At 40.7% G+C, this 25,844-nt stretch carries 20 protein-coding genes; 13 read left to right on the top strand and 7 right to left on the bottom strand.

The genetic code is table 11. From position 1 onward, the window contains the following. Position 1: 1 nt before the first annotated feature. Complete coding sequence (locus UABAM_RS24050) at positions 2-2,395, bottom strand: HEAT repeat domain-containing protein (protein WP_151970545.1); 2,394 nt, start codon at positions 2,393-2,395, stop codon at positions 2-4. A gap of 162 nt (positions 2,396-2,557) precedes the next feature. On the opposite strand from UABAM_RS24050, the gene UABAM_RS24045 reads away from it, so the two are divergent. Both UABAM_RS24045 and lepA read left to right on the top strand, forming a co-directional pair. Then, positions 2,558-5,098 carry a protein kinase domain-containing protein gene (locus UABAM_RS24045; RefSeq protein WP_151970544.1) on the top strand — a complete coding sequence of 847 codons (2,541 nt, stop codon included), beginning with the start codon at positions 2,558-2,560 and terminating at the stop codon, positions 5,096-5,098. Positions 5,099-5,168: 70 nt separating this feature from the next. Further along, the gene (lepA, locus tag UABAM_RS24040) at positions 5,169-6,965 is read left to right on the top strand and encodes a translation elongation factor 4 (RefSeq protein WP_151970543.1); all 1,797 of its coding nucleotides are present in this window, start codon (positions 5,169-5,171) and stop codon (positions 6,963-6,965) included. A gap of 211 nt (positions 6,966-7,176) precedes the next feature. Here the strand turns inward: lepA and hemF are convergent, their stop codons facing one another. Continuing rightward, positions 7,177-8,076: an oxygen-dependent coproporphyrinogen oxidase gene (hemF, locus tag UABAM_RS24035; RefSeq protein WP_151970542.1), complete on the bottom strand. Its 900-nt coding sequence runs from the start codon at positions 8,074-8,076 to the stop codon at positions 7,177-7,179. A 1-nt stretch (position 8,077) separates the two neighbouring features. Beyond that, positions 8,078-9,616 (bottom strand): sodium:solute symporter, encoded by a 1,539-nt coding sequence (locus tag UABAM_RS24030; protein ID WP_151970541.1) that lies wholly within the window; start codon positions 9,614-9,616, stop codon positions 8,078-8,080. 159 nt (positions 9,617-9,775) lie between these two features. Between UABAM_RS24030 and UABAM_RS24025 the strand changes: the two genes are divergently transcribed. The 4 genes from UABAM_RS24025 to UABAM_RS24015 are packed head-to-tail and all read left to right on the top strand — an operon-like array spanning position 9,776 to position 13,217. Further along, positions 9,776-11,434: a hypothetical protein gene (locus UABAM_RS24025; RefSeq protein WP_151970540.1), complete on the top strand. Its 1,659-nt coding sequence runs from the start codon at positions 9,776-9,778 to the stop codon at positions 11,432-11,434. Between the two features lie 17 nt (positions 11,435-11,451). Then, on the top strand, positions 11,452-12,375 hold the full coding sequence (locus UABAM_RS24020) for a hypothetical protein (protein ID WP_151970539.1): 924 nt from the start codon (positions 11,452-11,454) through the stop codon (positions 12,373-12,375). 14 nt (positions 12,376-12,389) lie between these two features. Next, on the top strand, positions 12,390-12,533 hold the full coding sequence (locus tag UABAM_RS33560; RefSeq protein WP_173013541.1) for a hypothetical protein: 144 nt from the start codon (positions 12,390-12,392) through the stop codon (positions 12,531-12,533). Further along, positions 12,534-13,217, top strand: coding sequence for a M15 family metallopeptidase (locus tag UABAM_RS24015; protein ID WP_151970538.1), 684 nt, complete (start codon positions 12,534-12,536; stop codon positions 13,215-13,217). Here the strand turns inward: UABAM_RS24015 and UABAM_RS24010 are convergent. Next, a complete protein-coding gene (locus UABAM_RS24010; RefSeq protein WP_151970537.1) occupies positions 13,195-15,855 on the bottom strand; it encodes a hypothetical protein in 2,661 nt (886 codons plus the stop codon). The two genes, UABAM_RS24015 and UABAM_RS24010, sit on opposite strands and share 23 nt — an antisense overlap. A gap of 225 nt (positions 15,856-16,080) precedes the next feature. Between UABAM_RS24010 and UABAM_RS24005 the strand changes: the two genes are divergently transcribed. From UABAM_RS24005 to UABAM_RS23990, 4 genes are read left to right on the top strand one after another with little or no spacing between them, the layout of a single operon-like run. Further along, a complete protein-coding gene (locus UABAM_RS24005) occupies positions 16,081-16,614 on the top strand; it encodes an RNA polymerase sigma factor (RefSeq protein WP_151970536.1) in 534 nt (177 codons plus the stop codon). Next, positions 16,615-17,067 (top strand): hypothetical protein, encoded by a 453-nt coding sequence (locus UABAM_RS24000; RefSeq protein ID WP_151970535.1) that lies wholly within the window; start codon positions 16,615-16,617, stop codon positions 17,065-17,067. Beyond that, positions 17,064-17,378: a YbjQ family protein gene (locus tag UABAM_RS23995; RefSeq protein ID WP_151970534.1), complete on the top strand. Its 315-nt coding sequence runs from the start codon at positions 17,064-17,066 to the stop codon at positions 17,376-17,378. The genes UABAM_RS24000 and UABAM_RS23995 overlap by 4 nt, the downstream gene beginning before the upstream one ends. 13 nt (positions 17,379-17,391) lie before the next feature. Beyond that, positions 17,392-19,827, top strand: coding sequence for a CocE/NonD family hydrolase (locus tag UABAM_RS23990; RefSeq protein WP_173013540.1), 2,436 nt, complete (start codon positions 17,392-17,394; stop codon positions 19,825-19,827). Between the two features lie 107 nt (positions 19,828-19,934). Here UABAM_RS23990 and UABAM_RS23985 read toward each other — a convergent pair whose 3' ends face one another. The 3 genes from UABAM_RS23985 to UABAM_RS23975 all read right to left on the bottom strand — a co-directional run bounded on the left by UABAM_RS23985 (position 19,935) and on the right by UABAM_RS23975 (position 24,266). After that, positions 19,935-21,287 carry a PcfJ domain-containing protein gene (locus UABAM_RS23985; RefSeq protein WP_151970532.1) on the bottom strand — a complete coding sequence of 451 codons (1,353 nt, stop codon included), beginning with the start codon at positions 21,285-21,287 and terminating at the stop codon, positions 19,935-19,937. A 372-nt stretch (positions 21,288-21,659) separates the two neighbouring features. Beyond that, positions 21,660-23,078 carry a tetratricopeptide repeat protein gene (locus UABAM_RS23980; protein ID WP_151970531.1) on the bottom strand — a complete coding sequence of 473 codons (1,419 nt, stop codon included), beginning with the start codon at positions 23,076-23,078 and terminating at the stop codon, positions 21,660-21,662. A gap of 36 nt (positions 23,079-23,114) precedes the next feature. Beyond that, entirely contained in the window at positions 23,115-24,266 is a 1,152-nt protein-coding gene (locus tag UABAM_RS23975; protein WP_151970530.1) for a hypothetical protein, read from the bottom strand. A gap of 447 nt (positions 24,267-24,713) precedes the next feature. On the opposite strand from UABAM_RS23975, the gene UABAM_RS23970 reads away from it, so the two are divergent. Genes UABAM_RS23970 through UABAM_RS23960 form a run of 3 tightly spaced genes read left to right on the top strand, consistent with a single transcriptional unit; the run spans position 24,714 to position 25,844 of the window. Then, positions 24,714-24,956, top strand: coding sequence for a carboxymuconolactone decarboxylase family protein (locus tag UABAM_RS23970; protein ID WP_151970529.1), 243 nt, complete (start codon positions 24,714-24,716; stop codon positions 24,954-24,956). A 30-nt stretch (positions 24,957-24,986) separates the two neighbouring features. Next, positions 24,987-25,268 (top strand): carboxymuconolactone decarboxylase family protein, encoded by a 282-nt coding sequence (locus UABAM_RS23965; protein ID WP_151970528.1) that lies wholly within the window; start codon positions 24,987-24,989, stop codon positions 25,266-25,268. Between the two features lie 15 nt (positions 25,269-25,283). Continuing rightward, positions 25,284-25,844: a GNAT family N-acetyltransferase gene (locus UABAM_RS23960; RefSeq protein ID WP_151970527.1), complete on the top strand. Its 561-nt coding sequence runs from the start codon at positions 25,284-25,286 to the stop codon at positions 25,842-25,844.

The following is a 25,844-nucleotide window of genomic DNA, read 5'->3' as shown; positions in this document are numbered from 1 at the left end:
TTTATTCCGCTTCGTCATCTTTTTTGCGGATATTAAATTGCAAACTAGTCTTTCCTTTTACGTTGAAAGGGATCTTTGTGGAATCAGTTGACTTTTTATCTGAGCGCGGTTTTGAAAAAATCTGTGGAATATGCGATTTTTGCTGCGGCTTTGCTTCACCCATGTTGAATGATTTTGCCGATGAGTTATCCGCTTTCATCGTAAATGGCTGTGCTGCCGGCTGTGATTCCGTTGCTTGAGGTTGCGTTGGTTGTGACGGTTCTGTTGGCTGAGACTGAGACGACTGTGATGACGTTTGCGCTTCGCTTTCCTGTGTTACCTTTTCTAGGTCTCCCTGTTTCAGTCTTGAAGTAATCCGATGGAAACGCGAACGAAAATTTGTCAGCATCTCTTCTTTGTTTTCAGATGGCTGATTGTGAGGAATTTTTGCTGGCTCGTCAGGTATAGAAAGAGTTTCTTCATATTGAGAATTACCTGTCGGTTTAGATTCATCGGGAATTGCTAAAGTCTGCTGATATTGAGCATTATTTGTCGGTTGAGCCTCACCAGGTATGGCAATAGTTTCCTGATATTTGGAACTATTTGTTGGCTTAGGTTCATCGGGAATTGCCAAAGTCTGTTGATATTGAGCGTTATTTGTTGCTTGGGGTTCATCGGGAATTGCTAAAGTCTCCTGTGGAGCAGATTGGTAGGGTATGTTTCCCTGGTAAGTAGTTTTTTTCGGCTCACGCTCCACAAAAAAAATTGTGTTTTGTCCAGGAGCAGGGGCAGGGGCACTTACTACTTGCTGAGGATTTGGTTGAATTTGAGGATTGTAAACAGGCTCTTCGTCAGAAGCTGTCGATTGCGGTATTTCTTCTTCAGAAACTGTCGGTTGCGGCATTTCCTCCTGTGGTGTTGGAATGGTATATCTTTTCTCTAGATTCTCCATTCCCAAGACAATCGATTGTTCACCTTCTTTATTCTCCTCAGAAACGCTACTTTCCAATCGTAAGCCTAACATCTCCATTTCTTGCTTTAATTGTTCTTTGTCGTTTCTTTTCTCCAAGTCCGCAATGTCAAAAGGAAAAGGGTTTTGTTCATTCATCAAGCGCAACTCTGTGTGTAGAAATCGATCACACTGCGGTGAAGCAAGTTCTTCGATTATTTTCATCGCCTCAGAAGTTCCAATATGGCAAATGGCATGTAGTGCGGCGCGACGAATGTCTTTTGACTTATTTGCCAAGTGATTTTGTAAATACGGGAGCTTTTCCGCACATTGTAACTGACCATAGGCTGCGATCACCGACCATTCTAAAAACTCATCGTTTTCGTGCTCTTCGAGAATAGCGATTGTTTCCGGTAATTTGTAATTGGTAATTATCTCGATTCCCAATAATTTTACCCACCAATCCACACCTGTGCGCAATACATTACCAATTCCTTGTGGTATACGCTCATCTTCTAGATTCATGGAGATAATGAGCGCGTCAATACAATGATTGATATCGGAATCGTTTAGAAGTAGTACCACAACTTCTGTTATTTGTTTGTCGATATGTTTGAAAGACTTGAAGATTTTTTTCTTTACATCAAAACTCAAGCGACGCATACGCTCTAAAAGAAGAACCGTCGACTGGTGTAAATCCGGTAAACTGGCAAAAAATAGTGCTCCCGCTTTGCGAATATCTCCCTTGTTATCCATAAGTGCCGGAATGATAAGATCAACGATGTCTATTTCCATTTCCTGGGCAATTTTCTTCAGTATGGCAATGAGAAGCTCTTGGTTTTCTTTTGTTTCCCGTGCCATGATTTCAAAAATAATGGCGATAATTTTGATGTCTTTTACTTGGGTTAATTTTTGAATAATACAAGAACGTATTCTTTCGCTCTCGTCGACAAGGAGAGGGCATAATACAGTGAATATCTCACTTTTTTGTATCGAACGGCTGAGAATATTCACACATAAAAAACGCACGTGTTCACTTTTATCGCGTAGAGACACGTTGTAAAGAGATAAATAGGGTTCCACGGCCCCCATGTTTTTCAATATGTTTAAAACAGTTATTTTTTCATCTTCTTGTCCGAGCCTAATGCGGTCTTGCAGAAATTCGTCTAGCCCTGGTGGAGATAAATTGGCAAGTATTCGCGATAATTTTTCAACCACATCTTCTTTTTTTCCTTGCATCTCTTGCAAGAGAATTTTCATAATACCTTGATCTTTGTGTTTGGAGAAGACGCTGAAACTGAAATCGCGATAGTTTTTATCATCGGTTACTAACATCCAGGCGGTATTTTGAGGCGTTGCCTGGCCGGTTTCCTTCAACTTATCTAGTAAATCGATTTTTTCCGCTGCATTGTTGTACGAATGTGTGCGTAATTGCGTCAAAATATTTCCGATGCTATGTAGACTCATTTTAGACCTCGCTTTGCAAAATGCTATTGACCACAGTATTTGTATTCGAAAACTCGGAATTTTCTTTACAAACGTTTGCTTAATTATACAATACAATTCAAAAATCAAGCACTGAAAAAATCAAGTATATTTTTTTAAGGGGGGGCATATTGCCCTAGGTTTATGATTATAAAAATTGTTTTGATATCTGTCATTTTGCTGGTTGTTATCTATCTCTATTTAATGGATATAAAAAGTAGAAGTAGAGAAGAAAAAGCTGTACCAGCCACAGATGTAACTCCAAAGAAATCACGCAATATTCCCGCAGACATCAAGGTGGAAATTCTCGATGTTGAGTTGCCCGAAATAGTCGAACAAGCTCAGAGAACATGTGAAATTAGTTTTACAATTAAGAACTCTAGCGAAGAAGAAATCGAAGTTGAGTCAGCAGATCTTCAATTTAAAAGCGCAGACGAAGACGTGTCTCATGAGTATATTGTCCTACCCGACAACGAAAATGAATCATCTATTACCGCCAATAGTAGTATTACAATCAAATTAAATGTAGACATTGGCTACAAAGCCTCTACAGGAAAAATAGACGTTACCCCCGAAGTTTTCATCAACAAAAAAGACCAAACGTACAACGTTGGCAATAGCCCCGAAAAACAATGGCTAATCGAGCCACGAGGCCGAACATTTGTCATTTCCTCAGAACATGACAACGAAGAAGTCGCAGGAGAGGCATTCAGTCTTGCTCTACAAACCAATGTAGATGGTGTCGCCGATAATTCGTATAATGGAGTTCGTCGCATATACTTTACAACTTCTCAAGGAAGTTCTGAGGTACATACGGCCGAAATTCCCGCGTATATGGATGTTGAATTTTCGGATGGCTGTGCGCGTACCCACAAGTCTTTTCGCTTTTACAACATAACCCAAAAACCTGTTATTACAGCTAGTGATACAAAGCCTGGAGGACCACAAGGTTCTACATCAGGCATACTGATTCGCCCAGCAGAAACGGGAAGTTTCCAGTTGGTACTGACTTCTCCACAAACCACGGGTGTTCCTGTCCAAGGTGAAAACCAACTTCTAGCTCTTGACGCGTATAACAACCTTAAAATAGACTATCAAAGTGATACAGTGGTCTACACAAACGCGAAAAATTGCAAAGTTCAGGGTCTTAGTGGACCCAATGAAGACACGGTGAGTGGCTCGAGCTTTGTGGACGGCCGCGCAGACTTAACAGCTCTTGGTCTTACATTTGATATCCCTAAACTCGACGAGCCCAACATGATTAAATTCATCGTGGCTGGTGACGAGAAAAGTGGTGAGAGTAACGAAATATTAATCCTGCCAAGTTCTCCCGCACAAGCTTCTGCAGAAGAACAACGTAAAACACGTACCATATTGAAAAAAATGCTCAATTTTCGCAAAAAGCGCATCTTCGTCGCCAACTGCGAAGACAATGTGTTTAATATGTTGCGCGAAAGCTTTGCAAATCTTTATGATCTACAACAAGTACAAGTTTCGGAAGACAATCTCAGCATACTTATCGAAAAGAAACCAAACCTACTGTTTTTAGATGCCGGAAATCCAGAATTAGACGGTTATAAAATTTTGAAAAAGTTGCGTCTGGTTGCCGATCTGGAAAGTCTTCCTATCTTATTTCTCGGCTCGCCTTACGAATCAGAAGATAAGATTCTATCCGTATTAAAAAGTGGATGTGGTTACGTCACCAAACCTCTTACAATACCTGATTTAAAAGCACGTGCAATAGAACTTTTGGAAAAATCAGCCATTACCCAAGGAAAACTTCCCGTACGCGGCGGTAGACTCCAAGGGAGTGATCATCTCGATTACCAAATCATTGGAAAAATCGGTGAAGGGGGTATGGGGCATATTTACCAAGCCAATCGTTTACGTGACAACGAAAAAGTCATCGTAAAATACCTTCCACCTTCCGATTACAAAAATCGCAAAGCGGTTATGCGTTTTATGCAAGAAGCACTTACGGTCATTAACTTCGATCATGACAATTTGATACGCGGTTATGATCTCATGATGGATCGAAATAAATGCTTCTATGTTATGGAGTTCGTCGATGGTCAAACATTAGAAGAGATGATCCGTAGCGAAGGAAAACTTGCTCCTCTGACAGCACTTGACATTACAATGCAAGTATCACGTGCCTTAGAGTCATTAAACCAAGAACATCACCTCGTACACCGCGATATAAAACCAGCGAACATACTATTGACCAAAGAAGGCGTTGTCAAATTAGTGGACTTTGGAATTGCCAAAGTCACCGACCAACATTGCTCGATGACAACACGCGGAATTATCTTGGGTACTCCTTACTATCTATCCCCAGAACAAATCTTAGGAAAAGATGTTACAATTCAAAGTGATATATATAGTTTGGGGGCAACATTCTATCACATGTTAGTGGGAGATGTTCCTTTTGAGGGTAATGACGTACTAGATATTATTCATCAACGTCTAAGCAAAGATCCCCGCGATCCTCGCGAAATCTGTCCGGAAATTCCATTAGCGATATCGCGTATTGTTTTGAAAATGATGCAAAGACGTCCAAGTAAACGTTATGAAGATGCTGAAGAACTGACAGATGAACTGAGAAAAGTATTAGATTGTATCAAAACAGGTCGTCTGGAAAGTTTAGAACAAGAAATAAGACAACAGCAAGCACAAGAAGAGTAATTACATCGTTTTACTTAAAAGCAGGCATAGTTACTCTATGCCTGCTTTTTCATTTATTAAGTGAAAAACAATGGAAAATATTAGAAACTTTAGCATTATAGCACACATCGATCACGGTAAATCGACACTGGCCGACAGAATGCTACAACTCACAAAAGTTGTGTCTGATAATAATTTGCGCGAGCAAACTTTGGATACACTTGACATAGAACGGGAACGCGGAATTACCGTAAAGAGCCAAACAGCGGCTTTACCGTATACGGCCAAAAATGGCAAGGAATACTTGCTAAACTTGGTAGACACTCCGGGACACGTGGACTTTTCCTATGAAGTATCACGCGCTTTGGCTTCATGTGAAGCAGCTGTTCTACTTGTCGATGCCTCACAAGGTGTGGAAGCACAAACCGTAGCCAATTTATACTTGGCGATGGAAAACGATTTAGAGATTGTTCCTGTGATCAACAAGGTAGATTTACCTTCCGCCGACATAGACGGTGTTTTAGAACAAATAGAAAATGAACTAGGTCTTCCCGCAGAAGAAGTTATTTTGGCCTCTGGAAAAACCGGTATTGGTATTGAAGATATTTTAGAGGCGATTGTCGAAAGAGTTCCGCACCCAGAAGGAAACGAAGAAGAAAAAGTATCTGCGCTTATTTTTGATGCCACTTATGACCCTTATCGCGGCGCTGTTATTCACACGCGTATGTTCAATGGTGTTTTGAAGCCAGGAGATAAAATTAAGTTTATGTTTTCTGGTGAGACTTACGATATCGAAGAAGTCGGATATTTTCGCATACAGCGCGAAAAACGCGACTCGTTAAAAGCGGGAGAAGTAGGGTATATCATTGCCGGAATTAAACGCGTGAGTGATATTAAAAATGGTGACACCATCACTTTAAACAGTAACCCGTGTGAAGGTCCCTTATCCGGATTTCGCGAAGTAAAACCCGTAGTATTTTCGTCCTTTTATCCCATCGCTTCCGATGACTATGAAGATCTGTCACAAGCCATGGAAAGACTGCAACTAAATGATGCGTCATTGATCTACGAAAAAGATACATCCTCGGCACTTGGTTCGGGTTTTCGCTGCGGTTTTCTGGGACTACTACACCTCGAAATTATCCAACAGCGTTTAGAAAGAGAATTTAACCAAAGTATTATCGTTACGGCTCCTTCGGTACGTTATCGTTTCCAAATGTCAGACGGCTCAACCGTGTACATCGATAACCCTGTGGAGTATCCTGATTCAACCTTTATCAAGCAGTCCGAAGAGCTATATATTCGCGCCAATATCGTTTTACCTGCCGAGTATCTAGGCCCTATTATCAAATTGTGTATGGAACGTCGTGGTATTCAACAAAACATGAACTATATCGACAAGAAACGCGTCGAATTGATTTTTGAAATACCGCTAGGTGAAGTCATGTTCGACTTTTATGATCAATTGAAGTCCATGTCTCGTGGTTATGCTTCTTTTGACTATGAAATACTTGACTATCGCGATAGCGACCTAGTAAAAGTAGATATACTTGTGTCCGGTGAAAGAGTGGATGCATTGTCGATTATCGTACACCGATCGCGTTCGGAGAGTCGTGGACGTCACATGTGTGAACGACTCAAGGATACCATTCCCAAACAGATGTTCAAAGTGCCCATCCAAGCAGCTATTTCAGGAAAAATCATCGCGAGAGAAACCATTTCCGCTATGCGCAAGGATGTATTGGCAAAATGTTATGGTGGGGATGTAAGCCGTAAGCGCAAACTACTAGAAAAACAGAAAAAGGGAAAGAAACGCATGAAGATGGTGGGAAATGTCGAAATTCCTCAAGAAGCGTTCCTGGCTGTTTTGAAAACAAAAGAAGATTAATTGGCCTCGGCTCAAGAGTACCCAAAGGTGTTATTCCTGTCTATCGACAGAAGATTACTCCAAAGAAGTTTCAAGAGCAAACGATAACGAAGTGTCATTCCCTGTGTCATTCCCGCTTACGCGGGAAACCAGCAATCTGAAGTTGACTTATAAACGCTGGTCCCTGCGAAAGCAGGGACGACACTCGTTTCAAAAAAGCGCAAAAGAAGTTTCACTCCGAAAAGTTCACCCAGTCATGCGGTTGATAGTACTGCACCATTTCCGCGTAAGGTGTCCCCGATGCGGGCTCATACATATATTCATAGCGAACATTGGGTGGCAATGATGCCAAAATGGACTCAATGCGTCCGTTGGTTTTTAAACCAAAGATAGTACCACGATCATAAATCAAGTTAAATTCAACATAACGTCCGCGGCGATACAATTGAAAATTGCGATCTTCTTGAGTATATTCCTTCTCAAAAGTACTTTCGAATATCGGTAAATAGCTATCGATAAACCCGGTGGCCAAAGACTGGACCATTTCCCAATTCTGATCGGTGACATCTACATAATCGTAAAATATTCCTCCCACACCCCGCATTTCTTTGCGATGAGGCAAGTAAAAATATTTATCGCACTCGTCTTTCATTTGCGGATAAAAATTTTCGTCAAAAGCATCGAGCTTATCTTTCCAAAATTGATGAAAAAATACAAATTTTTCGGTGTTAGGAAGATAGGGAGTCAAATCCGCTCCACCTCCAAACCACTGTTTTTCACCCTGACGTATATAACGAAAATTCATATGCACCGTAGGCGTATGCGGATTCACGGGATGTATGATAAGAGAAACTCCTGCGGCTTCGAGGTAACTATCATCGTTTTTAAGTCTTTTGGCAAATTCGGGGTTAATGTGTCCTGTAATCACAGAGGTATTGACAGCACCACCTTCAATATGCTTCCCTTGTTTAAAGATACGTGTAATTCCCCCACCACCAGGATTGCCGTAGTGATCTTTGCGTTCCCAAGGGTCGCGCAGAAAATCATCTCCTGTGATTTTCTGTAGACGACTACATATATCTTCGGCGACATTGTTGACAATATCGGCCATCTTTTGTGTATTTTCGTGCATATTATTCACCTTTGTTCATGGTCCATACGGTTAACTGATCTAAGTTTTTTGGTGAAGATTTTTTGACAACGGCGATGGAATACGCCGCGGTAATAAAAACGACATTAACAAGTATCCCCACCCAATAATTGTCAATGTTCAAGCTAAGAGCTTCCGGAAGCAATTGAGCGCTATTTAGCGCAAAGTAAATATTACTTAAAATGGCAATCCCTAATGCGATTGAAGCACTAAATCCATCCACTCGTGTTGTAAAAAAGCCCATCAAGAATAACCCAACAAGGCATCCCCCAAGGACCGAATTGAGTATCCACGAAATATCGACCATCGTTTTCTGATATCGCGACATAAAAATAGCGCCACCAATCATGATAACTGCTGTGATGATTATGACAACCTTGGCTGTCTTCAAGTAAAAAGCATCGGTGCGTTCTTTATGGGTATATGGCTTTACAATATCAACAACGGTAACCGTGGAAATGGCATTGATACTTGAGTCTAGCGAGGACATCGCTGCGGCCAGTAAACCGGCGATGATGATTCCCGCAACACCAGCAGGTATGTTGTTAATGATAAAAAACGGTAGAATATTCTCGGGACGTTGGAGCTTTTCATCCAGTCCTGCTACAGGGAACTGGGTGTAAAAAGTAAAGAGTGCTGTTCCTAGTAAAGCAAAAAATACCCAAATAGGTACACTTACACAAGCACATAACGCTGTGGCTTTACGCGCTTCTTTTGTCGACTTTGCAGCGAGATAACGTTGAATAACATTTTGATCACTTGAATATTCACGTAGCCAATGTACAAGACCGGTAAACATCACTACCCAAAACGTTTTCCGCCCCAAATCCCAATCAAAATCACCGAGGTAGAATTTATTGTTGTCGTTTGCAATTTCCATGATCTGTGAAAGTCCACCAGGCATTTTGTACCAGATGCATCCAAAACAAAGAATTCCACCGCACAACAGTACAATTGTCTGGATAACGTCTGTCCAGATTACCGTTTCTATTCCACCAATGACTGTATAAAGAGTCACAAAAATTCCCACAGCAATAATGACATATTCAATAGGGTATCCCGTGAGAAACTGTATGGGAAGGCACAGTAAAGTGAGAACGATAACAATTCGTGCCAGTTGTAAAATGATGAAACTAAAAGTTCCGTAGAGTCTTGGTACGACGCCATAGCGTTCATTCAGATATTCAAATGCCGATGTGCGACGACTACTTCGAAAAAAAGGAATAAACAGAATAATGGCAATCACGGTCACCACGGGTAAGAATAGGTTAGGAGCTATATTTACCCAACTATTTTTATACGATTCGGCGGGAATACCGAGAAATGAATTGGAACTAATGGACGTTCCTACCATCGAAAGACCAATTGCCCACCCCGGAAAGGCACGACCACCGAGAAAGTATTGTTCTGTAGAGTTGTTTTTTTTGGAAAAGAACAATGCGATCGCTATAATCCCCAGTAGGTAGCAAGCAATGGCGACTAGGTCGAGAGTACGTAAATTTGTAATATTGAGAATAAACATGTTTACCTCGCTGTAGTGTATTATTTCCTTGACTTATGACGCTTCAATGTAAATAATATCAAATAACCTTCCCGAAAAAAACAGTATAATCCAAAGTGTATGGTTATTAATGGTATATGGCGTATTTAAAGGTGGTTATATCGTAAAAGAGGAAAAAACATGTCGGAAAGTCTTGTTGATATAGAGAACTATTCACATTTACTGTTTGGTGTTATTGCCATACAAGAAGGGCTTATTAATAACCTACAGTTATTAGAAGCCTTGGAAGTACAGCGAGAAGATCCCGAAAAAAAAATAGGTGTTATCTTTAAAGATCTCGGCTACATGACGATGCGCCAAGTTCTACAAATACTAAAAGAACAAGGAAAATTCCGCGAAAAAGAACCCACTAGATGGCCTTACATTCCCAATACCATGTTAAAGGGACTGGTGTACTTTTCTGATAAACCGGTACTGCAAAATGTTACGATGAAAAGTTTACTCGAAGCACAAAAACTATTTCGGCAATACCGCGAACACAAGCGCCCGAAATCTCTGGCGGGAATCCTGATCGAGGATATGGGGCTTACCAACCTACAAGAGCTGAAAAAAATCCAAAACAATATGGTCTTTCACGCACGTGCTTGCGATACGTGCTTGCGTTTGTTTTCACTGTACAACTATGATGTGAGCATAAAGGTCGAGTGCCCTGTTTGTCCGGGGAATGCTCTGTCTTTAGATGTCAATACATGGAAAAAACGCAAAGAAGAAGAAGAAATTGCCCAAGCAAAATTTGCCAACATGCTAGATGGCTCCGATGAAGATGATGAAGTTGACGAAGCATACAAACCACGTGCGACAATGGCATTGGCAAATTTCTATGAACTTTTAGAAAAAAATACCGCCAATCAGAAAAAAGACGATTCAGCAAGTCCGCAGTTGGGTCTTGGAAAAACGATGTCGATGCCCATGATGAAAAAGCAAGGGGTACAAGGGGGACTTGGACAAACGATGTCGATGCCTATGATGCAAAAACGCGCTGTGGCAAAAGATTCGAAACAGGAACTCAAAGAACTATACGAAAATTTAGAAGAAAAAGAAACCAAGCGCGAACAAAATAAGGCCAATAAGTTATCCAAGGAACACAAAAAGCTCAAAATTCGCGAAGGCAAAGACACGGTATTTGTCGCCAAAAAACGCCAAGGGCGTAGTAAGAGTATTCAGGCAATAGCGGCGATCGCAATTGTTATGGTAATGGTCGTTGGTTTACTCTCCATGGGTGGCAGCAAAAACACAGAAAAGCAAAAAAAATTACTCTTCAAAGAATTGAAGGAAGATGCCCCGGTAACGGCGAAAAAGAGTAAAAAAACGGCAAAATTACCAGGAGATATTGCACAAATATTGGTCAGCAAAGTAACCAGTGACATCGAGCGCGGCGGTATTCCAAGCCAAGACCATCTAAACCGTTATTTAAAGATGCTGTTTGTGGAGCAGACAAAATACGAAAAAAGTGGTGATTTCTGGAATCTACTGGGAAGATTATATTTGTACAAGATATTCCTAGATCGTTTCGATAAAGACCTTCAGCCTCGAAGAATCGACAAAATAAAAAACGCAGCGGAAGAAGCTTTCCGCATGGCGCAAAAAAATTATGACCGCGAGGATCACCAACCCACCTTCAAATTGATCGTAGCCAACTGGATGCCCGAAAAACACTTCGGCATTGCCAAAGAAAAAACATTAAACTACAACTCTAATCGCGATGCTGCGCGCGATATTCGAAAAATTTCATCGCAAATACGTGACATTTTAGAACTGCGTAAAATAAAAAGTTACTAGATATATCGAGATAAAAAATGACGAAAATAAAAAACATATTATTTTTACTACTATTTATAAGCTTTGGGTTTGCTGAGATAAATTTGTTTAGAGTGAAAAATATCAAACTCTATACGGAAAACTATCCATGGTTAGATGAGCTTCATCTACAAGTAGATGGTGCTGCACGTAAAGGTCTCAATAATACTCTAATTACTATTTCGATATATCATGAAACGCAGAGAGTTCGCTGGTATGATGTACTGGTAAAAAATGTCGATGGCCGCTTAGTTTTTGGAGGCAAATGGGGACCGATTAACAACGGTGTTGAGGAAATACAGGCTGGTGTCTACACTGTAAAGGTCGAAGTTTCTTTAGAAAAGCAAAGTCGCAAGATGTTTCAACTACTTACAACCAAACTTCGTGGACAAAAAATCAAGGCCTTTGAGAAAAAATTTCCCATTGGCTCTGCGGCACGTCGTAAACGCGAAAAAAAGCAAAACCAGCAATATTACCTCGAAAAAATAAAGACGATTCAGAATATCTACGAAGAAATGATAACCAATCGCAATTCTGTATTTCGTCACATAATAAAAGCCAAAGAAAAAAAGATGACCATCAAACAATGGCGTTCTTGGTTTAATAATAGCTTTAATACACGGCTGACACAATTAAAACAATCTTTGGAAAAACGCGAAAAACAGTTTTTTTCTCTGCGTTACAAAACAACGCACGACAATATAAAGCTCTACTGTAAATTTTTAAAAGAAATGACCGTGAATTACACCAAATCATTTTATGAGTATTATCGCAAAAAAAGTCGTTATAGACCTCCATACACGAACCGTCAGTTTACAACGCATTTACGTTATATAAGACAGTTGCATGTAGAGAGTCAAAAAGATATGCAGATAGATTTGGAGAGTAAGTTGGGGTTTATGCCTCCGCGAACTCCTTATTAATTTCGGTCACGGTCATGGTCACGGTGACGATTACGGCTACGGTGACGATTACGGCTACGGTGACGATTACGGCTACGGTGACGATTACGGCTACGGTGACGATTATGGCTACGGTGACGATTACGGATAGTGATGGAATTTTTTGTTTGAGTATTTAGATGAATGATGTGCGAGAATTACAGCTCACGGGGCAGGTGAGGACACATATTACACAAATCGATGAGCCGCGATTTGCGGCGCATCCTAAAACAGTAGAGGCATTTTTAGCGATGCGCGATGCGGCACAAAAAGAGGGCATTATCTTGCAGCCGTTTAGTTCTTTTCGCAACCTTAAAACACAAATTCGCATTTGGAATAAGAAATTTCGCGGTGAAAAACCTTTGTACAACATCCATGGCCAAGAGCGCGATTACCATAGTCTGGACAAAAACGAAATTATTGATGCAATACTCGGGTGGTCGGCATTACCAGGGGCTTCGCGTCATCACTGGGGAAGTGAAATCGATGTTGTTGATGCTGCGGTAATGCCACAAAATTACCGTGTGCAGCTATTGCCTAACGAGGTACAGTCCGACGGCATTTTTGCCCGTTTGCATGTGTGGCTAGACGAAAATATGCATAAATTTGATTTTTTTCGTCCGTATCGTCTCCATCAAGGGGGCATGTTTCCAGAACCCTGGCATTTGAGTCATGCCCCTATTTCGATTCCGGCACAACAAGAGCTCTCAATTGCCATGATCGAAAACGTCATTCGCAATAATCACTTGGAAGGTAAAGAACTACTACTGCGACGTTTGCCACAAATCTTTCGCGACCACATCAATAATGTTTGTTTACCTTAGGATAGGTAAACAAAACCACTTGACAAATCATTCCCAAAGCCGGACATTCGATAGATAGATTGCGTTTTTTTCCGCAGTGAAAACGAACGCTGTACTCCATGCGATTTGCCATCATCGTGTTTTTTGGTATTAGCATATTGTTTTTGTGCAAGACATTATTTGAGAAAACTTCTACCGTTGTTTGCTGTGTATAGTCCCCCTCTCCTTTTATGTAAGAATTCCAATAAAGAGGTCCACGTATATACTTTCCGTTTACAATAAACGCATTGTTGTAACGACTATTGTTTAGATAGCGTGATTTATATTGTGCTTCTAAGTGATCATCGTAGGAGATAAACTTATCGATAGTGGCATTCCCAAAAAGATTGACAGTACGTGTGAAAGGGAAATACCCTGTATTTGTGGCCTGGTAGCGATGATAACCGTTAATGAATAAGACATCGCGTGGGTCCACTTCATTTAAAATTGCCATGGCGTTTTTTTCCTCAACAAAAGCCTCCTGAGGTGTATAGCCATCAACCTCTAGAGTTACAATTCGCTTTTCATCGTGCCAACGTACGATAATGTGATGCCATTCGTGGGCGCGCCATCCTAAGTTGGCAACGTTCACTTCTATGTGGCGATGCGTAAAACCACGCCGTGGATCACGGTGCTGCGAAGATACACCGTACTCAACGATCTTGCGTCGTTTATCTAAGGTAAATGTTCGCGTATAGTGTTGCCGTGAAAAACGCAAGTAACCAAAACTATCAATATACAACAACATTTGTGTTCCCTCGTGAAACTTATGCTGTTGTGTGTCGTCCACAAAACGCAAACGGTTTTTAGTGGTGCACGCCATGAGCATAAAGTGTGGACCCGGGAAGCGGACATTCCCGGGTGTTTCGTTCAGCTTAATCCACAGCTCAATACTACCATTGTAGTTGGCAATGTGACTAGAGGAAATGGTATTACAACCGCGTAAATCTTCGGTGGCAGACTGCGGGGTAATGGCATGAGTTATGTAGTGATCATTGTCACTGCGATTGCGATAATACGCCTGACTTGAGACCAGACCATCATGGTGGAGGTGATTTACTCCCTCGCGCAGCGACGATATCAATTTCCGTGAAGATAGTTTCGATTTTTTTGTAAAGACAGTACCGTCATCGTTATACACTCCGCCAAAATAACTCATCTGTGTATGAATATCATCAGGATAGGAAGAAAGAGTAAATAAACCTTTGGGCATTTTGCGGGGCTTTGGTTCTACAAAGCCACAATATTTTCGCAACAAAGACGACGAACAACTACCAACAGAAAGCGTTTCTTGTTGCTGTGCATTCATCGTTTGAAAATCTTTTTGTGTGGAATGAACAAGTGTTTTTCCCCACACGACTTCCATCATTTGCCTTGCACGCGCAACACATTGGTTATGGGTGTTTATGTGAGCCTGTGCACGTACCACAAATGGTCCACAGTGGAAAAACAACAATTCTGCGGTATGTCCGCAAAAAAATTGATTGTCTTTCTTCACGCACAAATTTTGTTTGGCAACACTTACATACATAGGGGAATTGGGATTACAATTGTTGTCGACAACATCTCTAGTAAAATTACTTTTTAATGCGTCACGCCACATTTGTCGCCAAAAAGATGGCCGTATGTTAACGGGACATGTGGGAAAGAACTGCTTTGGTAAGCTCTCGACAAATTGTGCAAATTCCATAAAGTGAGTAAAGGGACCTGTAAAGGCCACACGGTTTTGTATGTAGTCGACAATTTCGTATACATTTACGGCGTCATCCGAAAAATCTACCGTACATTGCTGCATTTTTTCTCTTAAACTACGCAGTGCACCTCTGTCATTTGTTTGAACCTGGACATCGTGAAAGTTTGCTGTCGCTTTTATGTTAAAAATAAGCGCGTACAACAATTCACGCGAAATGTTGTTTACATCAACAGCACAACGCCATTCTTCATAATAAACACCCTGTGCCAAAGCCGCGAAACACTTTTGCCTTTTAGGAGAAACCGACAACAGAGAAACAAAGCGTTGTAGTTGAGGTGAATTTGCGAAATGTTTTTGCAGAAAAGTCCTTAGATGTTCATGGCAGTAAAAACGTTGGTTGTTTTTTATGTGATGGTGCGCGATCAACTGCGCAATTTGTTTCGCGTCATCACATTTACAAGTCTTGGCCAATGTGTGCAAAATACGATACAATGTTTCATTGGAATGGAGTTGATATTTTGCTCTTACCGCAACGTAGCCATTGACATTAAATTTCGCCATTTCGCTGGTCATTTTCGTTGTATAAACGTTGCCATCAAGAGCATAGTTTCCCATACGATTTTTCCCGATAACATAACCCGTTGTGCCACCAATGCCCTTATGCACACCCGTGATGTTTTTACGTTGTTTTTTCATTGTGGGAGCATCAATGATATTTCCGCTCACTAACTCATGAAAAGTATTTGCCAGACAATGATCAATCCCTGCATAGGCAGTCAGTTGCGCCAAGGTTCGCAAGGTATAGTTTTCGCTTGCCAAACGCGATCGCATGGCAATGCGCACAAAGAAAATGCTCAAAAATGACAACGATGATAAAATAATGAGTACAATGACAATGGCTGTGCCGCGTTTTTGAGAAAAATGCATAATAAAACCTCCAGTGTTTATGCTGGTATGCGATGCCTTCTCCAGCGACTAGCCGGCAGGAGGGCATCGCGTACTAACGAATACCATAAACATCTTAAACCTAACTACGACAAAACAGCGCTTTTGCAAAAAACTTTTTTTTTGGCGAATAAAAATACGCTTGGGTGAGTATATAGAAATAACTGCAATCGTATTTTCGTTTTTTGCGCAATTCAGGAATAGAAAATGTCTGATAGACAAGATGAACAACGCTGTATTTTAAGCTGCCAAAACGGCGACTGTAAAAGTTTTGAGTTTTTATTTAATAAATACCGTCAGAAAGCATATCGTGCAGCGCTTTTTATCACAAAAAATCCACAAGATGCTTTAGACGCATCGCAAAATGCTTTTATTCGCGCGTATCGCAATATTAAAAATTTCGATAACCAGCAAAATTTTTATCCGTGGTTTTACAAAATACTGCAAAATTGTTGCTACACACAACTACGGCGCAAGAGCAATAGCGGCGAAATGCAAGAAGTAAGTGATATGCGTTTAAATCCAGCGTGGCTTGTTCAACGCAACGAAAATCAACAAAATATAGTTGCGGCGATGAATGATCTTGCCATTAGCGAACGAGAAATATTGCAGCTTAAATATTTTCAGGAACTGTCTTACAAAGAAATTGCGGCAACTTTAGATATACCGATGGGTACAGTGATGTCGCGCTTGTATAGTGCAAGAACGCGTTTACGCCAGTTACTGGACAAGGAAGAATAAATGGACTGTGAACGAGTAAAAATGTTACTTATGTTACAAAAAGACGGAGAGATTACCGATTCACAGCAAAGAGAATTGCAACAAAAATTGGACAATTGCCACAACTGCTCGTGTTTACAATACTGGCAAAATTTTACGGCGATGGAGGAAGAGATGCAGGAGTTAAAATTTATAGAACCTCAAGAGCAAGCATGGCGTTTGTATTGGAACAATGTGTATAATCAAATCGAACGCCGTATGGGTTGGATTTTGGCAAGTTGTGGAGCGATCGTACTAATTCTCTATGCTATATATGAAATATTTAAAGAACTATGGTGGAATACAAATACTCCTGTAGCAATTAAAATAGGTCTTGCGGCCCTTATTACCGGAATGACGATTGTGTTTGTGTCTGTAGTTCGCGAAAGTCTCATACTGAGAAAACACGACCCTTTTGAAAGGATTCGCAAATGATTATTGTCACAACAAATGACATTCCAGGTAAAGAAATTAAGAAAGTTTTGGGCGTTGCCAAAGGAAATACCATACGTACGCGCCATATCGGTCGTGATATTTTGGCGGTTTTCAAACATATGCTTGGTGGAGAAGTACAAGAATACACACAACTTCTTGCCCAAGCACGAGAACAAGCACTGGAAAGAATGAAGACCCACGCCGAAAGTTTAGGAGCCAACGCCATTGTACAAGTGCGCTTTAGCACCAGTGTGTTGATGGGCGGCGCTGCAGAAATGTTGGCTTATGGAACGGCTATTTTTGTCGAATAATGGAGATTTTATCATGAAAAAAATTTGGATATTTTTGCTGCTTATTAGCTGGTGCTGTGCCCAAGAAAAGGTCTTTGAACCCACCAGTTTGTCGGGCATGGCAGATAGCGGTAAATTCAAGTTGTATAAAAATGAAAGTGTGCTCGGAGTTATTGATTATAAACTGGATGAGAAGGGGAATTATGAGCGCACGTTTGAGTTGAGTTATGCAGGGCAAGTTATTACCTATAAACTGTCTTTGACAAGTGATGAAAATGGTTTGTGGAGTACAGCGAGTATTGATGTGCCAGGTCAAAAAATAGGGGTACAACGCAAAAATAATACCGCAACTTACCATGTGAACAAAACAGAAAAAATCGTTACGTTAACCGATCAACATGTTGCTTACGATTCCTACGGACCTGCTTTTGAAAGTTTTGCACTAAAAAAATATGACAAACAAAAAGGGGGAAAGCAAAACATTTCGCGTTTTCTCATTCCTGCGGCATGTATGGACGTAGAAATTGAGTACAAGGGAACACAAGTTCGCAAGGTCCAAGAAAAAGAATGGACATTGCAACACTTCCATATGATCATCAGTAATATTGGCATTGATATTTGGGCGGGACAAGACTTTAAAATATACATGATGAATGTCCCCGTGCAGTACGTAACCTATGTTCGCGACGGTTTCGAAGACTTGATGAAAGTCAAAGATGAAGATCCATTGTTGTCAAAACCAACTCACGACATAAAAAAAGAAACGCATATGGTCCCTATGCGCGATGGGGTCAAATTGGCCACCGATATTTATTTCCCGAAAGACGTCGACAAGGCTCCGGTCATTTTAATTCGTACCCCATACAAAAAAGAGATGGAGGAAACAAAAGGTAACTTCTACGCGCGACGTGGTTACATTGTTGCTGTACAAGATTGTCGCGGTCGTTTCGCATCGCAAGGCGTTTGGGAACCGTTCATCAATGAAGAAAAAGATGGCCATGATGTCGTGGAATGGTTGGCTGTTCAACCATGGTCGACAAAGAAAATTGGCATGATTGGTGGCTCTTATGTCGGATGGACGCAATTGTGGGCCGCAGTTTCTAAGCCCAAACACCTAACGACAATCATTCCCAATGTCGCTCCACCAGATGCTTTTTTTAACATACCTTATGAATACGGGGCTTTCTTTATTTTTGGTTCTATTTGGTGGGCGCAAATTCTCGAACAAAACGCCACGGCCGATATATCGGGAAAAGTCATCTCTGACATTACCAAGCGCGACTATCAAAAAGACCTCATGTCATTACCCGTTATTAACCTTGACAAAAAGCTGTTGGGAAAAGAAAACTCTTATTGGCGCAAGTGGATTAAAAACAATGTCAATAACGAATATTGGGCCAAGAGCAATTTCATGGAAAGATTGGCCGATTTAGATATACCGGTCTTTTTACAATCTGGTTGGTTCGATGGTGACGGAATCGGCTCAAAACTCAATTATAGCTATCTGAGAAAATCGAAAAACAAACATCAAAAACTAGTTCTTGGGCCTTGGGGACACACCGATCAGGCCACCACTTCCATAGGCGATGTTCATTTTGGCAAAGAAGCAGGGCTAGATTTACAAACGCTTTATCTACGTTGGTTTGACTACTGGTTAAAGGGAATTGATAACAAGATATGCGATGAGCCACTGGTCAAAGTGTATTTGATGTTTTCCAATAAATGGATCACCGGAAATGACTATCCCCTTCCACAGACCAAGTTCACCAAGCTGTTTCTTTCGAGCAGTGGTAAGGCAAATACCTCAAAGGGAGATGGAGAATTGGTTTGGAGTGAACAAAAAATACAAACAACTCCCGACACATACACATATAATCCAGGAGATCCGACACCGTCGCCTGATTATCCCACAGAAGACGAAGACGATAAAAGCAAAAAAGACGAAAAAGAAAAAAGTACAGACAAGAATAAAGACGATAAAAAAGAGAAAGAGAATTTTCACAGCAAAACTGTGGCCAAGCGACAAGATATATTGGTTTATGAAACGGAAGTCTTAACCAAAGACATTAGTATTGCTGGTCCTGTTGCTGCCAAATTATACGCTGCGACTTCCGCGAAAGACACCGATTGGTTTGTGACATTGGTAGATATTGACGAAAAAGGCGAAGCACTTCCTTTGGTAAAAGGCGTTATCCGCGCACGATTTCGTCAATCAATGTCGCAACCTGTACTGCTAGAAAAAGATACCATATACGAATACGATATCGATATGTGGCAAACGGGCATTACCTTTCGCAAAGGGCATCGCATACGTGTCGAAATCGCCTCGGCGATGTTTCCGTTGTTTTCGCGAAATCTAAATACTGGCGGACACAATGAAATGGATAGTGAATACGTATCCGCACAGCAAAAAATTTATCACAGCCAAGAATATCCTTCGCATATTATATTGCCTGTGATTGACAAATAACCAACAGATACAACAGGTATCAAAAATGGAAATGTAGGGGCGGATCTTGTGTCCGCCCGTCTTCCCAATGTACATCGATACTCGCTATCCATACACATCAACCATTCCTACGCATACGACGCCAAAACGAGTCCCTGATGTTTGCACCAACGATTTAACACACTTTTTTCCTCTGCATTCATTCTACGATTGCGTTTCCCACGGACTTGGCAGATAATTTTTTGGGCATTCATCTCAATAGTAACTAACTTTCGCGGTGTTGCCTCCTCGGTTTCCCGAAACTCCATTGTCCAAATAGTACTAGAATTTCGCTTGCACTTACTTTCATAGCTCGCGACACAATGGCGGAGTGTACGTCCTTCCACAATAAGTTCTGCTTTTGATAATAATTGACGTATTGCGTAAAAGCCTTTTTCATTGTGGTAAGAGAAGTCACCTACACACGAGTGTTTCCAATAAACATTTTCCTCTACTCCAGATCTTCCCAGTTGTTCATGCCACTCATCTACTTGTTTTAAGATCGCTTTGGGCGTGCGTCCCTTCATCGAAAGATGTGGTTGTAGTGGAGAGGAAATCTTTATCCCTTCAGGAGTATGAACTTCACGATTGACAAACTTATGGTAGTGCAAATAATCAATAATGGGATTGCTATGCTTTTCCAGTTGTGGATGACGAATAAAAAATTGCACCACGCTTGTCCAGAATTCATTTTCACTATAATCGCGCATGATTTTCGTACAACGCAATTTTTCCACCAATTGTGAACTTCCTCCCATTGCCCGTACTTGTGCCCAACGAAAAGACTCTTCTATTTGATACGAATTTGGCGTCTTGGCAAAATAATGCACCATTTTTTTGGTCATCGGCATAGGTAATAACGGATGATGGCGAATACTCTCACCGCGACCGAGTGCCAAAAGTAGTGGTTGGTATTTGCGGATCGGAAACAAGAATGTTTTTAGCAAAAATTGCGGAACATTATAATCAATCAGTAAATGGCGTAGTAGCGATAAAAACTGTTTATGAGAACTACGCGTTTTCGGCTTCCATTCAAAAATACAACGTTTCCACTCATGGTGATAACGTAAAATTTCCATGATACCTGTTGTGTATTCTTCATTGGCCAAAAGCTTTGTTTTTTCCAAATGCAAAAAAACATCGCGCATGTATTCGCGATTTTCACACTGTAGTGTATCAGCGATTTTTTGTAATAATGGTGTGTGTAAATGCTCTGTATTAAGATCTTTATTGTAAATCGCATGAATGGAACAGCGCAAAGATTTGGTGTATTTTTTGATAAAAAAAGCGTACTCTGCCGCCAATTCTTCCGTGGTTTTGTCAAAATTAGAACGAAAACAATTTTTATGGCACCAATTTTTATACGCGCGTACAGATTTAAATTTTAACAATTTCATGTGATCCCACACGGGATTCTCAGGTAGGATTTCTACTTGTGACATTTATCTTTCCTTTGCATAAATCAATTTGTAATGAGAAATAGATTTAACAGGAAAGCAAATTCAACCACGCAAATAATGGTTGTCTAGACTTTGGATAAAGTCCTGTTGGTTGTATATGTGAATTGCGTTGAGAAGTGAATGTTGTTTTTTATAAACAAAAGGAAGGTTTACAAAACCTATTCACGAAATAGCTTTCCCGTTTTGTAAAGAAAAGCAGTGGTAATAGCTCATAGTATTCTCCCTTCATAATTTTGGTTGATATTTATAGTCGATATTTAATATTAGCACATCGCGTAGGCAAAATGCAATACTATATTCGTTTTCAGAGGTGAGAATACATCTGAAAACGAATATCCATAACGAAAAACCACCTTAATAATTACCCACTAATGACAAAGTCACATTACTACGGCTAAAAAAATGCGGAACCTCGTACATGTGATGGTAAACAGTCGCTATGTGCTGAGCGCTGGCCTTACCTTCTAATTTTTTTACGTTGCGAAACCAACGTTTAAAACACTGCTGTGCCCAATCGCGATACATCTGTGCTTGCTCATCTTGTTGTAGCTTTTCACTTACTACAGACAAATTATACAAAGTTGCATAAAGCGTATAGTGCTTCTTGCCAAAAATACGCATTTTCAAATCCAACGATTCCGCAAACAGCTCAAAAGCCGCTTGCAATTCGTTTTTATGATATAAAATGCAACCTAAGTCATTTAGGTTTTCAGCAACTCCCTGATGAACCCTCCCGTAGAGTTTGTCAATGCGTATAGCTTCACGCTGTTCTTTTTCTGCACGATCGACATTGTCTTGTTTTAACAACAACATTGCCAAACGATTGCGTATGCGCGCTAGACTTATGTATGTGGGAAATTGGCTGCTTAATGTATCAATCGCTCGCTTGTAGTATTGTTGCGCTTTCACGTATTCTTTTTGCCTGTCATAAATTCGCGCCATATTATAACAAATATCAGCAATGTAGATGTGTTTGCCTCCGAGAAACGTTTCCATTTGTTGCAGAGAGCTTTGGTAGAGTTGCAGAGCTTCTTCGTTTTTTCCCTGGCAACGCAAACACTCCGCTAAGTAATAGCTAGTGTCGGCAGCAATCGAGTTATTTTCTCCGAGGACGTAATGGACAATCATCTGCACAGGACGACATAAGTTTTCACTTTGCGCATATAGTCCTTTACACCAATAATTCCAAGCCAATAAATGAGTTCCCACCGCAATCGCCAAGGCAAAACCGATGCCGATTACACTGGGCAATATCACTTTTAACCAGCTACGCGGGGTCGCGCTTTTTGTGACGATTTGTTGGCATACAATGAGTTCTTCTTTCAAAATTTCGCTGATTTGCGCAACCATTTCGCGCATACATTCGCGCTGGATGATACGCAAAAAAATGACAGCGCCTAAAAAAATGACCGTTGGTAAAGCCACTGCGAGTATACTCGCGTATACCAATGGGGCAGCAAGGGGAATAATGAAATACGTTAGGGCAATCGCCACACATGCCGCAATAATTCCTTCAAAGAGAATGCGAAATGTCCATTGTAGCTTTTTATTGGCGAGAAATGTGAACAGTATTCCGTGTGGTGACTCATCTATTGCGATATGTGGATTCCAAAAACCACCTGCAATGAGTTTGGTAGAGTTGTTTTTGCGAACAACGCGAAAAAACGCTTTTGTTGTTTTTGGGTTTGTCTGCTGCAAATGCTGTAGCGCTATGGCTACGTCACCTTTTGCGATATAGCGCTTTAGTCCTAGAAATACCTCTGCCATTCCCATTGTTCTGTACCTCCTATTATAGAATGAGCTTTTTTCTTAGTAAACATCAAGAGCACAAAGGTGATGATACGCCGCATTTTTTACTTCGGGATTCATTTTGCTGTAGTAGCGTGAAACCTGTTGCCAACTATTCAATAAAATGCGACTTCCCGCTCTGGCGTCTTGTTGTGCAAATTTACCTGTTTCGACCAGCGTCGTATATGCCTTCTGTTGTAAAAGTAGCGCTTTGACGATTTCACCGGGAAGTTTTTGCAACTTTTCATGTGGTGCCTCTAATTTTTGCAACGCGGCGATGACTTTTTGCAGCTCTGTGTGATACGTTTTTAACTCCGCTCTTCTGTTCATCTTTGTATCGTAAAAAACCTGGTGCATCTTCAACCGCGTATGAATTGCTTCAACCACATGAGCAAAGAATTTTGTGACAAAAATACGATGTGGTGGGGGAATTCCTTTTAGATGTGATGGCAGAGGAGCAAAGGCGCATGGATACTTCGTCCCCTTAGGAGCGTCGGTATTGCGTGGATATATTTCATAGAACGCCTGTTGACTTTGTTTTTGTCGTTGTAAAAGTTTTTTGAGTTTTGGAATAAGTTCTGTATAAAGATTGTGTTTTGGGTGATGTCCTGTACTATCAGAGACCACCATAAAGTTCTCATCGATAAGATAAAAACCAGGTATCATGCGATAGCTAGCACGGCCTTGCATTTCTTTTGTTCCCACCAATACCATTTCGTTTTTAGAGTGAATCGCAAAATGCTTTGCCCAATTTTTAGCGTCTTGTTGTGTGGGCGCTTGCATTTTTAAATCGTAGAGAAGTAAATGGATATAGATGATATCTTCTTTGGAAAAATCAATCCCGCCGTATGTTTTCAAGGCCTCTTTAAAAGACGGAAGATTCGCCTGCGGTGAAATACCAGAAAATTTACCAATACTTTTGTCGTTCGCACCAGCAAACGCATTGCAAGCAGGACAATTCATGCCGATCGGTTCGACAACAATAATTTTCCCCTTGAATTTATTGAGTCGTACAAATTCCCCTCTGTGATTGTATAATTGTAAATTGGGATACTCTTTTCCCAAAACAGGTGGCCATGAAAAGTTTTTCTTTGTTTTCGCAACTGTTTGTCCAGGCTTTTCATTACAACTGCATATCAAAATCATGATGAGAATGGCAATAAAATGTTTCATATTCATTTCCTTAAAAGTGGGGCGTGTCATCAATTAAAGTTTGTTTAATATTAAAGTCTTTGTGAATTCTAGCTAGGCGCTCCGAATGCATCATAGCTAGGTTATTTAAATACGGAGCAACGACGCTAGTATTTATAAGGGCTAAATAGTAAGTAAAGGTTAATTGATGACACGCCCTAATTGTCATTTCATCTTATCAAATATTCTTAAGACCATAAACTATTTTTCCGAGCCCGAGCCCGAGCCCGAAGTAATTACTAGAGTTTTGATTTGCGTTGCAAGTTTTGATATATAATCTTAATTATCATTGTAATTCCTTTAGATGGTTTTCGGGAGCGGGCTCGGAAGCGGGCTCGGGCTCGAAGTAGCTTTTACCTTGTTATTATTTTTCAGATGTGGTAGAAAATAACTGTGTATAAAAACTTTGTCAAAAATGAGGAAAAGTACATGAGTAGAATAAAGACCATCCCACCAAATAATACCCAAGAGGAAAAGCTGCAAAATGCTTATAAAAAAATTGGTGCGGCAGGAAACGCCCACATACTGCAATCACAAAGCCTCCATCCCCAAGCAATGGTAGATCATTACAAATTTTATCTCACTTTGATGTTCAAAGAATCGCCTCTCTCGCGAAAATTTCGCGAAATGATTGCTATGAGTGTCTCGCGCTGGAATCATTGCCATTACTGAGTGCAACATCACGGAGAGTCTCTTCGTAAATTGTGGTCGCAAGATGAATTTGCCGACTTTATCGAAAACTTCTTGGATAGCTCTTGTATTTCATCAAAAGAATTGCACGGACTAAAATTCGCCAAACGCTTAACGGAAAACGTTCGCGAAATGAGCGATGACGACCATCAGTCATTGGTAAGAGCTGGTTATAGCGATGAAGAAATTTTACATCTCGTTCAGGTAACGTCGTACTTTAATTTTGTCAACAGAATGGCAGAAGGGCTCGGAGTTACAATGGAAACAACGGATCATTTTGACATAGAATTGTAAAACAGAAAGGTCGTTATGGAAATTCCTCAGATAACAACAGATCGCCTCACAATTACGATTCCTTCGATCGAAGAAGCACCAAGCGTCGTAAAGTACGTAGTCGAAAATCGCGATTTTCACAAGCCATGGGACCCACCACGTAAGGAAAGCTATTTTACTTTAGAGTACTGGCAAAACACACTAGAACAACACCGCCGTGAATTTTTGAACGACCAAAGTGCCAAATTTTTTATTTTTACGCGTGAGGAAAAACAAATTGTAGGACACTGCAACTTCTCGTGTTTTGTACGCGGCTGTTCTCACTGTGCAAATTTAGGTTTCTCACTTGCCGAAAAGGCCCAAGGGAATGGTTTTATGTATGAGGCACTGCAAGCAGCAATTGAATATGTTTTTGAAGAACTGCGCCTACACCGTATACAGTCCAATCACCTACCACACAATTATCGTAGTCGTAACGTCTTGCGGCGTCTGGGTTTTGTGACAGAAGGATATGCTCGTGATTATTTATTTATACACAACGGTTGGCAAGACCATGTGCTCAACTCTTTAACAAACCACAACATAACATCCATTTAG

It is taken from the genome of Candidatus Uabimicrobium amorphum (assembly GCF_009002475.1).
Lineage (GTDB): Bacteria > Planctomycetota > Uabimicrobiia > Uabimicrobiales > Uabimicrobiaceae > Uabimicrobium > Uabimicrobium amorphum.
This window is presented reverse-complemented; position numbering and strand designations above follow the sequence as displayed.